At 38.7% G+C, this 14,193-nt stretch carries 12 protein-coding genes; 7 read left to right on the top strand and 5 right to left on the bottom strand.

Features of this window, described 5'->3' with window-relative positions:
- The first annotated feature begins 3 nt into the window (after nucleotides 1-3).
- Nucleotides 4-402 carry a GNAT family N-acetyltransferase gene (locus tag J2Z38_RS08380; RefSeq protein ID WP_209774746.1) on the top strand — a complete coding sequence of 133 codons (399 nt, stop codon included), beginning with the start codon at nucleotides 4-6 and terminating at the stop codon, nucleotides 400-402.
- Nucleotides 403-484: 82 nt separating this feature from the next.
- Here J2Z38_RS08380 and J2Z38_RS08375 read toward each other — a convergent pair whose 3' ends face one another.
- From J2Z38_RS08375 to J2Z38_RS08360, 4 genes are all read right to left on the bottom strand, one after another.
- The gene (locus tag J2Z38_RS08375; protein WP_209774744.1) at nucleotides 485-766 is read right to left on the bottom strand and encodes a kinase to dihydroxyacetone kinase; all 282 of its coding nucleotides are present in this window, start codon (nucleotides 764-766) and stop codon (nucleotides 485-487) included.
- 313 nt (nucleotides 767-1,079) lie between these two features.
- Nucleotides 1,080-2,195 carry a toxic anion resistance protein gene (locus J2Z38_RS08370; protein WP_209774742.1) on the bottom strand — a complete coding sequence of 372 codons (1,116 nt, stop codon included), beginning with the start codon at nucleotides 2,193-2,195 and terminating at the stop codon, nucleotides 1,080-1,082.
- Nucleotides 2,188-3,279, bottom strand: coding sequence for a 5-bromo-4-chloroindolyl phosphate hydrolysis family protein (locus J2Z38_RS08365; RefSeq protein ID WP_209774740.1), 1,092 nt, complete (start codon nucleotides 3,277-3,279; stop codon nucleotides 2,188-2,190). Before J2Z38_RS08365 ends, J2Z38_RS08370 begins: the two co-directional genes overlap by 8 nt.
- A gap of 114 nt (nucleotides 3,280-3,393) precedes the next feature.
- Nucleotides 3,394-6,249 (bottom strand): insulinase family protein, encoded by a 2,856-nt coding sequence (locus J2Z38_RS08360; RefSeq protein WP_209774739.1) that lies wholly within the window; start codon nucleotides 6,247-6,249, stop codon nucleotides 3,394-3,396.
- A gap of 164 nt (nucleotides 6,250-6,413) precedes the next feature.
- On the opposite strand from J2Z38_RS08360, the gene J2Z38_RS08355 reads away from it, so the two are divergent.
- Together J2Z38_RS08355 and J2Z38_RS08350 are read left to right on the top strand one after the other, a co-directional pair.
- On the top strand, nucleotides 6,414-8,837 hold the full coding sequence (locus J2Z38_RS08355; RefSeq protein ID WP_209774737.1) for a glycyl radical protein: 2,424 nt from the start codon (nucleotides 6,414-6,416) through the stop codon (nucleotides 8,835-8,837).
- Nucleotides 8,838-9,008: 171 nt separating this feature from the next.
- Nucleotides 9,009-9,689: a transaldolase family protein gene (locus J2Z38_RS08350; RefSeq protein ID WP_209774735.1), complete on the top strand. Its 681-nt coding sequence runs from the start codon at nucleotides 9,009-9,011 to the stop codon at nucleotides 9,687-9,689.
- Nucleotides 9,690-9,719: 30 nt separating this feature from the next.
- Here the strand turns inward: J2Z38_RS08350 and J2Z38_RS08345 are convergent, their stop codons facing one another.
- The gene (locus J2Z38_RS08345; protein ID WP_209774733.1) at nucleotides 9,720-10,463 is read right to left on the bottom strand and encodes a DeoR/GlpR family DNA-binding transcription regulator; all 744 of its coding nucleotides are present in this window, start codon (nucleotides 10,461-10,463) and stop codon (nucleotides 9,720-9,722) included.
- Between the two features lie 575 nt (nucleotides 10,464-11,038).
- Here J2Z38_RS08345 and J2Z38_RS08340 point away from each other — a divergent pair.
- The 4 genes from J2Z38_RS08340 to J2Z38_RS08325 are packed head-to-tail and all read left to right on the top strand — an operon-like array spanning nucleotide 11,039 to nucleotide 14,160.
- On the top strand, nucleotides 11,039-12,031 hold the full coding sequence (locus J2Z38_RS08340) for a PTS sugar transporter subunit IIB (protein ID WP_209774731.1): 993 nt from the start codon (nucleotides 11,039-11,041) through the stop codon (nucleotides 12,029-12,031).
- A gap of 9 nt (nucleotides 12,032-12,040) precedes the next feature.
- Complete coding sequence (locus tag J2Z38_RS08335) at nucleotides 12,041-12,868, top strand: PTS mannose/fructose/sorbose transporter subunit IIC (RefSeq protein WP_209774730.1); 828 nt, start codon at nucleotides 12,041-12,043, stop codon at nucleotides 12,866-12,868.
- Nucleotides 12,865-13,803: a PTS system mannose/fructose/sorbose family transporter subunit IID gene (locus J2Z38_RS08330; RefSeq protein WP_209774728.1), complete on the top strand. Its 939-nt coding sequence runs from the start codon at nucleotides 12,865-12,867 to the stop codon at nucleotides 13,801-13,803. The genes J2Z38_RS08335 and J2Z38_RS08330 overlap by 4 nt, the downstream gene beginning before the upstream one ends.
- Nucleotides 13,804-14,160, top strand: a complete 357-nt coding sequence (locus J2Z38_RS08325; protein WP_209774726.1) for a DUF956 family protein — start codon at nucleotides 13,804-13,806, stop codon at nucleotides 14,158-14,160.
- Nucleotides 14,161-14,193 lie beyond the last annotated feature (33 nt).

Below are 14,193 nucleotides of genomic sequence, written 5' to 3'. Positions count from 1 at the left end.
AAAATGGAAATAAAAACTGGAATAATACCTGAAAAAGACGAAGTTATGGCCCTTTATAGAGACGTGAGATGGACAGCCTACACTGACGAGCCAGACCTTTTAATGGAGGCTATAAAAAACTCCTTAAAAGTTTGGACCCTTTGGGATGGGGAAAAACTAATAGGATTGGCAAGAACTATAGGAGATGGGGTCACAATTTGTTATCTCCAAGACATCTTGATTTTAAAATCCTACCAGGGCCGAGGCCTTGGGAGTGACTTATTAAAAGAAATTATGAAAGAAAACGAAAATATCCGCCAATTTGTCCTCTTGACTGAGGACAGCGAGAAAACTAAGGGATTTTATAAGAAATCAGGCCTAAGCGAAGTCGGAGACTTCTCTTGCCTGGCCTTTATGTTGTGAGTGATAATATAGAAAAATTCTTAAAGTTTAGAATGGAAATAAAAAAGAGAGCTTTCGCTTTTGCGAGCTCTCTTTTTGGTTTTTAACCTTGCAAGCCGTCTGCTTGTCTTTGCATATTTTCTACGACTATGTCGTGGATATCGCCAAGGCTTGCGGCGTATTCTAGGACTTCCCATGGTTTGTTGGAATGGAAGTGGATTTTTATAAGGTCTTCATCTCCTACTGCAAGGAGGCTGTCGCCTTCTAGGTTGTCTGAAATGTAGTCGAAGATTTCGTCTTCGTCTAGGTCTTTGTCTGTCCTTGCGATTAGCATTTGGCAATCGAATTGAAATTCGATTTTTTCACCTGGTTTAAATTCGTGCATTATTTTTCCTCCGTCTTATCCAAGATAAGTTATTTTTTTATTACTTAATATTATTGTAAATTGTTTTTATTAACTTTAATACTTCGTAATGTTATTATATAGTAAATTGTTACTATAGGCTATTATTCTTCGTTCAAGGGGGAGGGCCAAGGACCCTTTCGCATGGGTCCTCATCGCCCTCCCCCTAACCCCCTCTTCGTTACACCCCACAAGCGACTCCTAGCGGAGGGCGGATAGGGTTGCTTGCCTAATGGCAAGCTTTTCTTATGTGAGGTTCTTAGTTCTTGATAAATATTCTCAATTAGATTATACCCTAGTTTCTTTTTGTGAGGTTCTTTTTTAATTCTTCTTCTAGGTTTCTGATTTCGGCTTGGGCTTTTTCTCTATTTTTTCTTCCTTCGATTTGGATGTTTCTTACTTCTTCGATGGTTGAGATTAGGGCCTCGTTGGTGTGTTTGATTGTTTCGACATCCACAATTCCACGTTCTGTGGCCCTCGCAGTTTCTATTGTGTTTTGCTTTAGGGTGTCGGCGTTTTTCTTTAGTAGGTCATTGGTGAGGTCGGTGACCATTTGTTGGGTCCTGATGGCCTGGTCGGTGTGGTGCATACCAAGGGCTAGGACCATTTGGTTTTTCCAGAGTGGGATGGTTGTGACTATGGTTGTCTGGATTTTTTCTGCCATGATAGAGTTTGATGATTGGACCATCCTTATTTGTGGGGCCATCTGAATTGAGACCATCCTTGTGAGGTCAAGATCGTGGAGTTTTTTCTCAAAACGATTGGCCTGGGCCTTTAGGTCGTTGACTTTTTGGGCATCGAGGGGAAGGTTTGACTCGGCTGCAGCTCTTTCTAGGGCTGGGAGGTCATTTTTATACAAATCTTCGAGTTTTCTCTTTCCAGCCTCAATATACATGGAGATTTCCTTGTAATATTCCTCGTTTAAGTCGTACATCTGATCAAGCATGGAGATGTCTTTCATGAGGGTTATTTGGTGATTTTCCAGAGCCCTTGAGACTTCGTTGATGTTTTTTTCGGTGGACTGGTATTTGACTTTTAGGTTGTCAATTTTTTTGCCAGCCTTTTTGAAAAAGCCTAGGGGTCCCTTAGATTCTTCTTCATCGTCCATGGTTTTAATGTCCATGACTACTGTATCAAGGAGTTTGCCGATTTCTCCAAGGTCCTTATCTTTTACCGCGTCCAAGGTTTTCTCGGAAAAGGTTGAAATCTTCTTTTGAGCGCCCGAACCGTATTGGAGGATGATGTTGGTATTGTCTAGGTCGATTTTTTTGGAAAAATCGTCTATCATCTTTTCCTCAGCTTCGGTAAAGACAATCCTATTTTCGATTTTTTCTGGCTCTGTTTTTAGGATTTGGTCGAGTTTTTCGTCGTTTTCTTCTATTCCGTCTAGTTTTAATTCGATATCACTCATGGTCTTTAAAATCTCCTTCTACTAGTCCTTCTTGTTTTAAAACAAGCCTAATGGTGTCAATATCAGTCTTTATGTCCATGGCTCTGTCAGAGATGAGGTCGACTTTGATTTTGTCAAAGGCCTCAGTGATGGTTCTAATTGACCCATCTATTTCTGCCATTGATTTTAAAATCTTTGGGTCGGTGGTTTCAAGCTCTTCAAATTCCTGGTAGGATTCAACGAGTTTGGCTGCGGTTGGCATGTAAAAGTCGTTGAATTTATTAAGGGCGATGGCTTTTTCTGGGTATTTGTCCAAAATATTTAGGATGTCCCTGATGTTTTCAAAAAGTGGTGCTAGGTCAGCCTTAAAGCTAGGCGAAGAAATTTTCCTAGCTATTTCTTCCATGTCCCTTAGGGTAGAACCACAATTTGATAGAATGTCGGAAGCATTTTGGGAATCGAAGTCATCCGATTGTGCAATTTGTTCTTTTTCGTAGGAAGGAATTTTTCCTAAGTTTTCCTTATAGAGCTTGAATGTTGGGATGTCAAGGATGAAAATCGAGTCATTTTCAACAATTCTTGCCTGTTTGAAATAGTTTTGCTTCATAAAATATAGCAAGTCCTTGATGGTTTCTTCCTCAGTTTGAGAAACTGCGCTTGCCAAATCTCTAATTGAGATAATGGTTGAGTTTCCAAGCTCACGCCTGTATCTAGAATAGTTTATGGCTAGCCTTTTGTAGTGGCTAGATAGCTTCCACATAAGGACTGGCGCTGCTACAGCACCTCCTAGACATAAGAGGCCGATCATTTTTGATCCAAGGCCCCAATTTTCAATTGTGTCCATCCCTATGGCAAAAAGGGTCATGCCTACAAAGACAGCCCCGATTTTTAAGAGGCTTGACTTGGATTTTTCCTTAGGTTTTTGCTCGCAAATATCAGGATTTTTTGCCGCTGGCAAATTTTTATTATATCCCTTGGAAAAGCTTGAAACGGCATAATTTACCGAATTTTTTATTGTCTGTCCAATAGATTCAAAATCTATGTCGTCAAAGTCAAAATTGATATTAAAGCCATCTTTTTGACTGTACTTATCTTTTTTCTTCATTTTATCTCCTTACAAAAGGTGATTTTCCTCTTGCTGATATTATACTATAGGATAAATATTTTTAAAATTCTTAAGACAAAAATTAATTATCTTAAAATTTTGGTCAAAGATTCCTTATTTTAGGTCCTTAATTTCGTCAAAGAGGTCCTTATTCTTTTCAATATCGGACCTTGCCCCAAACACAACCAGGTTATCAAGGTCCATGGCCTTGTCAAAAGATTCGCTTAAAGCCTTGATATCATCAAGACTTGCGGTCTTGATTTCAGCCAGGATGTCGTCTTCTTTTTTGGAAGAAGGAATCCTAAAGTAGGCGTAGTCAGCATCGCCCATTTGTTTTGGATTTCTAGGCCTCAAAATGGTACCCATAGAGGAAATTTTTTGGTTTTCAAAGTCCCTTTCGGTCATTTCAAGGTCTTTGGCTATTTGACCAATCTTGTTGAAAGAGTCAATAGTTGAAGAAATATTTGGGTCCCTGTAGGAATAGGTCGCAAGAAGCATAGACCTTGAAACAAACATGCCTGCACCGTAGGCACCGCCTTGGGCCCTGATTAGGGAGTAGAGGTATGGGTTTGACATGATTGATCCTGCAAGAAGGAATTTGCCGTCGTAGCCACCTTCAAAATCGTAGAAATTGGCTGATTTTGCGACGTAGTTGACATTTGCATCGGCCATTATGGCTTCTTTTTTGGCCTTGGCCACAAATTCTATTTCTAGGTCAGCTTCTCTCCCGCCAAGGTCTGCAAAAGCTTCATTTATTCCGGCTTTCATAAGGTCATACCCGTCTTTTTCGCTTGTGATATTTATAGAAAGGTCTTTTGTGAAAATCCTCTTATAAACACTTTCTAGCCTTTCTTGGACTTTGGCAAAGTCATTTTCCGCCAAGGCGATATTTTCCTTAATAAAGTCGTAATAGGCTATGCCTGACAGGTTTTCCTGGAGGTAGGCGTGCTTGTCGATGTGAGCGTTGGCCCTGTTTATGGCTATCATATGGCCAATGTCGTACATTTTTGACTCAAAAACTGCCTTTCTAATCTTTAAAAGTTCAAGGATCCTCGCCTGGTTTGCAAAAAGGGAATTTTCTGTGAAATCTTTTACGATTTGGCAAGCTTCCCTTGTGTAGGCAGGGAGGGTCTTAAAAGAAACCTTAAAGGTCCTGTCAATCTCGTCTGCACCTTTTTTGAAATTCATGATTGAGAAATTAAGGGGCCCAAGTTTTTGCCAGATGAGGTCGTCAATTTCTGTATATTTCATAGTTTTGGTGTCGATTGAACCCAGAAGTTCACCGATAATTTGGGCATATTTGAAGTCCTCAAGATTTAGGTGGTTTAGGTTAAAATACATATCTGTGTAGATAAGGCCGGCTGTGGATAGGTCGTTATAGACGTATTCAAATGTGTCGTTTTCAACCTCTCTTGGGACCTCTCTGGTCTTTGTAGGTACGTCTTTAATGTCGAGTTTTGGAATTGTCGCCTTTTCTTCCTCGGTATCTTCTCGGTCCTGGTAGGCCTTGAGTTTTTCCAAGTCTTCTTTGATTTTACTTAATTTTTCCGGACTCATTTCCTCGTTGACCTTATCTAGGTATCTTTGGAAATCTTCCTCTTCATTTTTATTATAATCTACCGAAGGCCTTGCAATATGGACAAGCTTAGTAGGATTGTCCAGGTAAAATTTCTTGATAAAGTCCTCGTAATAGGAAGTGTCGATTAGGGCCCTTAGGTCTTTGAGGTAGTCAACCAGCCTAAAGACCTCGAAAGGATCGGCGTCAAAGGACATGGATAGGTAGTAATTTAGGCCGGAATTTACTGAATTTAGGCTCTCTCTTTGGCCAAAGTCAAAGAGGGAAAAGGCAGATTTGAGGGCTTCCTTGTTAATTCCCTGGCTTGCCTTTTTTAGGCCTTTTTCAATTATTTCCACAAAGTCATTGGCCTTTCCTGCGTCAGTTTTTTGGGCCTGGATTATAAGGCCTGACCTATTGCCGTAGGCATTTCTTGCGTAGAAATATTCTGGAGATAAGATTTCCTGAATTTCATTTCTAATTTTTGAAGAATCCATATTGAAAAGGGCATTTACAAGGATGGTTGCTGTCAGAGTTTCCTTTATATCAAGGGCAGAGTGGGTCAGCATGGCGTAGGTCAAATAGTCTTGGCCTGGCTTTTCCTCACTTGCTGGATAGGTGGACTCGACCTCTTTATCATAGAAATTTTCCTTGACTTCTATGCCTAGGTCCATAGACTTTGCCTCATATTTTGACAAATATTCCTCGTCAAGCCTTGTCAAATAAGGGTCGATGTCGTCTATATTTCCATAAAAATAAATGTAGGCGTTTGATGGGTGGTAGTGGTCAGCGTAGAATTTTTGAAATTCTTCAAAGGTCAAATCCTTTATAAAACGAGGGTCGCCACCAGATTCGTATTGGTATGGGGAATTTTTATAGAGATAGGAATTTATATCATTATCTATGATGGATTCTGGGTCTGAAAGGGCACCTTTCATCTCGTTATAAACTACACCAGAAACTCCTACAACCTGATCACCATCTATATCATAATGCCAACCTTCCTGGTCAAGAATTTGCTTTTTATCAACAACAAGGGGTGCAAAAACTGCGTCAGTGTAGACGTCAACTAGGTTTCTAAAGTCCTTGTCATTTTCACTTGAAACAGGAAAAACTGTCTTGTCTGGATAGGTCATGGCGTTCAAAAAAGTCTGTAAAGACGAAGAATCCATAGCCATGAAAGGGTCCTTGGTTGGATATTTTTTTGACCCGTTAAGGACAGAATGCTCCATGATGTGGGCCATGCCCTTAGAATTTGTTGGCGGGGTCTTAAAGCCAATGGCAAAGGTCTTGTTGGTGTCGTCTTTTTTGGCAAAAACAAGCTTGGCCCCGGTTTTTATATGTCTGTAATGGAAAGCCTCGATTCCAATAGCAGGGAAATTTTCACTTTTAATTAATTCGTAATTTTTATTCATAAGTCATCCTTTGCTAATATTGTTCTTATTAGGACTATACCATTCTTGGAATTACTTAAAATAATATTTGACAAAGAATAAAAATCGAAGTAAGATTGCATTAGAAATAAGAATTAGTTTCGAACGAAAGATAATATAGAAAACAAAAATAGAAAGGGAAAAATATGACTCAGTCAACATACGGAAGTAATTATTTTGGAGCTTTAACTCCAAGGATGCAAGAATTAAGGGACGAGCTTTTAGACAAGACCCCAGAAATTTGTGTAGAAAGAGCGGAAATTGTAACAAAATCTTATAAGGAAAACCAAAACAAACCTCTTCACATCAAAAGAGCCTTGATGCTTAAGGATATTTTGGAAAACATGTCAATCTATATCGAAGATTGCGGCTTAATTGCAGGTAACCAAGCTTCTTCAAATAGGGCTGCGCCAATTTTCCCAGAATATGCAATGAGATGGGTAATTGACGAGCTAGACGACCTTGAAAAACGTGACGGAGACGTCTTTACAATTACCGAAGAAAATAAGGAAAAATTAAGGGATATCTATCCTTATTGGGAAAATAATACCATTTACGATAAGGGTAAGCCATATATGCCTGACCAGGCACAAAAATATGCGGACCTTGGAATAATTTCATTTTTAGGCAAGGTAACCAGTGGCGACGGCCATTTTGCGGCTGACTACACCAACATGTTAAGGGTTGGCCTAAAAGACTATAAGAAAAGGGCAGAGGAAAAATTAAGAAATCTTGACCTTTCAGACTACAAAAATATCAAAAAAACCTACTTCTACAAGGCTTGTATCATAGTAATTGACGCAGTTAGGGACTTTGCCCTCAGGTATGCAGTCCTTGCGGAAGAAAAGGCAAGAGAAACCACAGATGCCAAAAGAAAAGAGGAACTACTTGAAATTGGCCAGATGCTAAGAAGGGTTCCTTACGAACCAGCTAAGACCTTCAAAGAAGCAGTTCAAGCTATTTGGTTAGGCCACCTTATCTTACAAATTGAATCTAATGGCCACTCAGTTTCTTATGGCAGGGTTGACCAATACCTTGATCCTTTCCTAAGGCAAGACCTAGCTTGTGGTAGGATTACAGAGGATGAGGCAAGCGAAGTCCTAGTAAACCTTTGGCTAAAAACATATTCTATAAATAAGGTAAGACCTTGGGGTCATACAGTATTTTCTGCAGGAAGCCCACTTTACCAAAACGTTACAATAGGCGGCCAGACCAAGGATAAAAAAGATGCTACAAACAAGACATCTTGGCTAATCCTTAAAACCATCGCCCAATGCCACCTACCTCAACCAAACCTCACAGTTAGGTATCACAAAAATCTACCAGACGACTTCATGAAGGAATGTCTAGAAGTAATCAGATGTGGCTTTGGTATGCCAGCCTTTAACTCGGATGAGGTAATCATCCCATCTTTTATAGAAAAGGGTGTAAAAGAAGAAGACGCCTATAATTACTGTGCGGTAGGTTGTGTAGAAACAGCTGTTCCAGGCAAGTGGGGCTATAGATGTACCGGTATGAGCTTCTTAAACTTTACCAAGGGAATCCTAATAGCCATGAATGGCGGCAAGGACCCAGCTACAGGCACTTTATTAATAGAAAATGTCAAAGAATTTAAAGATTTGGATAATTTTGAAGACTTTATGGAATCTTGGGATAAGACCGTTAGGGAAATGGCTAGGCAAACAGTAGTAATAGACTCCGTTTGCGATACAATCCAAGAAGAAAACACAGCCGACATCTTGGCAAGCGTATTAACAGACGATTGTATAGAAAGAGGACTTACTATGAAGGAAGGTGGAGCAGTTTATGACTTTATTTCAGGCCTTCAGGTAGGAATTGCAAATACAGCCGACTCACTAGCAGCCATCAAGAAAACTGTTTTTGAAGACAAAACAGTAGGCAAGGAAGAACTCTGGGGCGCTCTCATGGATAACTTCCAAAGTCCAAGGGGTGAAGAAATTAGAGAATTATTAAAGGCAGCTCCAAAATACGGCAATGATAATGATTACGTTGACTTGCTTGGAACAAGGGCCTACAATTCTTATATAGATGAAATCAAAAAGGCTAAAAACACCAGATACGGGAGGGGTCCAATCGGTGGTTGCTACTATGCAGGCACATCTTCAATTTCAGCTAACGTCCCACAAGGAGCAGGAACGCTCGCAACTCCAGACGGCAGGAAAAAAGGCGAAGCCCTAGCAGAAGGATGTTCACCAAGCCATGGATCAGACTTAAATGGCCCAACAGCAGTCCTAAAATCTGTAGCCAAACTCCCAACCAGGGACATCACAGGTGGAGTTTTATTAAACCAAAAAGTAACTCCAACAATGTTAGATAAGCCAGGCAACAAGGACAAATTAATAAGCCTAACTAGAGCCTTCTTCGACGGTCTTGAAGGTTACCACATCCAATATAACGTAGTAGATAGGGCAACTCTGATAGACGCTCAAATCCATCCAGAAAAACACAAAAACCTAATTGTAAGGGTAGCAGGATATTCAGCCTTCTTCAACGTCTTATCAAAAGATACTCAGGATGATATAATAGCAAGGACTGAACAAAGTCTTTAAAGATAAGTAAAGCCCTACTAAGAAAGTTCGACCTAGGACTTGGCAAAAGTTTTATAAGCAAAGAGCCTAGGTAAAAATAAGCTGAAATTTAATAAAAAAAGAATAAAATAAAGACAAAGAAACTTATTTACAAATGATAACTCATATCGGATGAGGGAGGTAGAAAAAATTATGAAACTACTAATCGACCACGCAGACCTAGATTCTATCAAGGAACTGATAGCCTTATTCCCAATTGACGGGGTTACAACAAACCCTACTATCCTCGCCAAGGCAGGGGAAAATCCTAAAGATAGACTTGTTAAAATTAGAGAACTAATCGGCCCAGACATGGACCTTCATTGCCAAGTTGTGGCATCAAAAAAAGAAGAAATGATGGACCAAGCAAGAAAACTTGTAGCCTTACTTGGGGAAAATACTTATATCAAAGTTCCATCTTCTGGAGAAGGCTTCAAGGCCATGGAAGAACTCGCCAAGGAAGGGATAAAGATAACAGCCACAGGCATTTATTCTCCACTCCAAGCATTTCTAGCAGCCAAGGCAGGGGCCAAATACCTTGCTCCTTATGTAAACAGGATTGATAATTTGGGTTATGACGGTCTTGGTGTGACAAGAAAGATCCAAAACATCCTAGAAGCCAACGACTTTGAAGCACAAATTCTGGCCGCATCCTTTAAGAATTCCAACCAGGTTCTAGACCTTGTGGAAAGAGGAGCAGGTGCCTTAACTTTAAGCCCAGATGTCTTTAAAGGTCTGGTAAATGATAAAAATGTTGATTTTGCAATCAAGACCTTCGAGGAAGACTTTGAAAGTATTTTAGAAGAAGGCCAAACTTTTTCAAATATCCTATAAAGAAAAAATCGCCCCAAGTTGGGCGATTTTTTATGATAGGATTAGTTTGATGCCAGAATCTTTCAAGTGATCCCTAGTTTTTTTCTTGATATTTTTATCAGTCACCACCTTATTGACGGCAACTCCGAGACCTAGGTTGCCTTCAACATTAAATTTGTGGCTTTCTGTAAGTACGATGACATCTTTAGCCCTAGAGGCCATGTGCCTAACAGCCTCACCCCTGAAAGGATCCTTATTTGAAAAACCCCATTCGCAGGAATAACCATCTGCACCTATAAAAAGCTTATCAACCTTGTAATGTTTAATCGACTCAGCAAGGACAGGTCCCACCAAAACCTGGCTTTTAGTTTGGTAGATACCACCTAGGAGAATAATCTGAGCCCCAGTTTCACTTATATAATCAGCAATGAATACAGAATTTGTTATTATAGTAATATTTTTCTTAGTCTCAGCGAGTTTTTTTGCGAAAATCGCACAACAAGACCCAGACTCAATCATAACAGTTTCGTTATCCGCCACAAGCTCACAAGCCTTATCAGCTATTTGCGTCTTCTCCATAAAGTGAAAAGATAATTTTCTAGAAATTGAATCATCATCAGCCAACTCTGCATAATTATGGGTCCTAACTATAAGGCCAGCCTCATCAAGCTCAGTCAAATCCTTCCTTATAGTAACTGCAGACACCTCAAAGATGTCAGAAAGGTCATTTACAGAGACTTTTTTTCTTTTATTAATTTCTTCGACAAGCTTAGCCTGCCTTTGACTTTTATTCATACATTCTCCTTATTAATTTAAAGCTTAAGTCTATATCTTATATAGTATTTTACCTACTATTAACATTATAGTATTTAATATTATAGTATTTTTTTCAAAATTTTACACAAATTTACGAAGATAAGAAAAAAACAACCGAACAAAATAAAAAAACTTTCGTTTAAAATTGAAATTAGTTTCGTATAGAGTATGGTAATAAGGAGTCAACCTAGAAAACTATAATTTCCGGAAATGTTTTACTTAATGATTCTAGAACCATAGGGTATTAAAACTAATTATGGTGATTAAAGTTAGTTTATTTTTCTAACTACAATCTTATTGTTTTTTAATATCGTATCTAATAATATTGGTCTTTATAAATTATATTTACCCGTTTTTTAATAATAATCATAATTTTAAGACCTGGTACTTATTTGTCTTTTAAGAACGATTTCTTAGATGACTGCTCTTAGAAATATATAATTAACAGGTGCTTTTTAACGAAAGACATGACATATAAATAATTTGATTATTTAAATTTAAGAGATTTTTTTGATGCAAATTTTGAAAATTATACTAATTGAAAAGGAGGAAGAATGATAGGAATTATTTTAGCTAGTCATGGTGACTTTGCTAAAGGTATAAAAGAATCATCTGAGATGATTTTTGGCAGTCAAGAGAATTTAGAGACTGTAATGTTAAAACCCTCAATGGGCCCAGAAGAATATAGGAATAATCTAAAAAAAGCCATGGAAAAGGTCGGAAGTGGTGATATTTTATTTTTAGCAGACCTTTGGGGAGGAACACCTTTTAACCAATGCATGACCCTCTATGAGGAAGATAAGGATAGGATAGCTGTGGTTGCAGGTGTGAATTTACCTATGCTTATCCAAGCCCTATCTGAGAGGATGACATCAGAATCTGCCCACGACCTAGCCAAGATAATAATTAATACTGCTAGGGAAGGAGCTAAGGGTGTACCTGAATTTGTTAATCCACCAGATAAGGCTGCCTTGCTTAAGGAACTTGAGGAAAATACTGTCGGTTGCCAAATACCAACAGGTACTGTTTTGGGAGATGGCAGGATAGATATTGTTTTGGCTAGGGTTGATACAAGATTGCTTCATGGGCAAGTTGCTACAAATTGGACTAAGTTTGTAAATCCAGACAGAATTATAGTTGTTTGTGATAAGGTTTGCAAGGATGAACTAAGAAGCAGAATGATTAAGGAAGCTGCACCTCCAGGGGTCAAGGCACATGTCATACCTCTCAAGAAAATGATTCAGGTTCAAGATGATCCAAGATTTGGTTCAACTAAGGCCCTATTGTTGTTTGAAGAGCCTCAATCTGTTTTGAAGTTTATGGAATTAGGTGGAAGGCTAGATAAGGTCAACCTTGGTTCTATGGCTCATTCTAAGGGTAAGGTTGTTGCAACAAATGCTATAGCCCTTGACAAGGATGATGTAGAAACACTTGAAAAGATTAAGGATATGGGTGTTGAATTTGATATTAGAAAAGTTCCAGCTGACAGCCCTGAATCTTTTGATAGGATGATTGAAAAAGCTAAAAGAGAATTGAAAATTTCTTAGGAGTAAAATATGAGTATTATTAATATTGTATTAATCGCCGTTGTGGCATTTTTAGCGGGTTGTGGCGGTATAGTTGACGAGTTTCAATTTCACCAACCCTTGGTAGCTTGTACCCTCATTGGTATTTTCACAGGTCATGCAAAAGAGGGAATAATTCTTGGTGGTTCTTTACAGCTGATAGCTCTTGGTTGGGCTAATATTGGTGCTGCAGTGGCGCCTGATGCTGGTCTTGCCTCAGTTGCATCATCTATCATTATGGTCTTGGCACTAAAAGGTGGCAGTGCCGATGCAGAAACAGCAATAAACACAGCCATAACATTGGCTATTCCACTTTCCATTGCAGGTTTGTTCTTGTCTATGATAGTTAGGACCTTGTCTATAATTATCATCCACGGCATGGATGCAGCTGCTGAAGTTGCAGATTTTAGAAAGATAGACAGGCTTACCTACACTGCTTTATTCTTACAAGGTATCAGGATTATGATTCCTGCCATTATCCTTTGCTTTATCCCAGCTAAGGTAGTTACAGATGCTCTTAACGCTATGCCTGCCTGGTTAACAGGAGGTATGGCTGTTGGTGGTGGTATGGTTGCTTCTGTTGGTTATGCCATGGTTATAAACATAATGAGCAGTAAGGAAACATGGCCTTTCTTCATTATTGGTTTTGTATTAGCTGCTTTGCCACAACTAACTTTGATTGGTTTGGGAGCCTTAGGTTCAATGCTTGCTGTTATTTATATGACATTAAAACAGCTTGCTACAAGCAATAAGGCTGCTGTTTCAGGTTCGGGTGATGCATTAGGTGATATTTTAGATGATTTCGAGGGGTTAATATGACAGAAAATATAAATAACAATGAAAACAAGGTAGTTATTAGTAAGGAAGTAAGGAAAAAAGTTTGGTGGCGTCACCAATTTTTGCAAGGGGTTATGAACTATGAGAGAATGCAAAATGGTGGCTGGGCCTATTCGATTTCTCCTGCCTTAGAAGAAATTTATACTAACAAAGAAGATCAGAGTCAAGCCCTTAAAAGACACTTAGAGTTTTACAATACCCACCCTTATGTTTCAAATTCTGTAATGGGAGTTACCCTCGCCATGGAAGAGGAAAGGGCGAACGGAGCGGATATTGATGATGGGGCAATAAATGGTGTTAAAATCGGTCTTATGGGACCACTTGCAGGTGTAGGTGACCCAGTATTCTGGTTTACAATAAGACCTATACTTGGAGCTCTTGGAGCCTCATTAGCTCTAACAGGTAATATTGTAGGTCCATTAATATTTTTCCTAATCTGGAATGCTATGAGATTGATATTTGAATGGAAGAGCCAAGAATTTGGTTATAGGACAGGAAATGAAATAATAAAAGACCTATCTGGTGGACTTTTAGGTAGGGTAACTCTTATGGCATCCATCCTTGGTATGTTCATAATCGGAGCCCTAGTTCAAAGATGGGTATCAATTAACTTTACAATAAATGTATCATCAGTTACACAACAGCCAGGAACCTATATAGATTGGGCAACCCTACCAGCAGGAGCTGAAGGAATTAAAATGGCAATATCCAAAGCTTTAGAGATTGGACCAACAGCCTTAGACTCTGCTAAGGTGACAACCCTTCAACAAAACCTAGATTCCTTAATCCCAGGTTTATCTGCCTTGCTATTAACTTTAGGTATATGCAAACTTCTAAAGAAGAATATATCTCCTATAGCTATTATATTAGCCCTATTTGTTGTAGGAATACTAGCAAGAGTTTTCCATATAATGTAGATGATATCAAGTAAAAATGACAAGGTGGATTTGACTGCAAAGGGAAATTATCTAAAAAATTTCACTAGCCGAGGGGATATTTACATCGGGGATAAGGCATTTGAATATTATAACGAGAAAAATCCAAGAGATTATATACAAATACCATATTCAGAAATTTCCCTAGTTGGGGTAAGGCTCTTGTTTGGCAAAAAGATTTTGAGATTTAAAATTTGCACTAGAAGCAATGGAGATTTTGAATTTAATAGTTCAAGCAATAAAAAAATCCTACTCCTCTTACAGACCTACCTAGGCAAAGAAAAAATAAGAAAAATACCTAGTATCCTTGATACGCTTAAGGATAAAAATAAGAAATAAAAAGACCACCCACTTCAAGTAATAAAATGAAGT

The organism is Anaerococcus degeneri (genome assembly GCF_017874475.1).
GTDB classification, from domain to species: Bacteria; Bacillota; Clostridia; order Tissierellales; family Peptoniphilaceae; genus Anaerococcus; species Anaerococcus degeneri.
The sequence above is the reverse complement of the archived record's forward strand: the minus strand, read 5'-3'. Positions and strand labels throughout refer to the sequence as shown.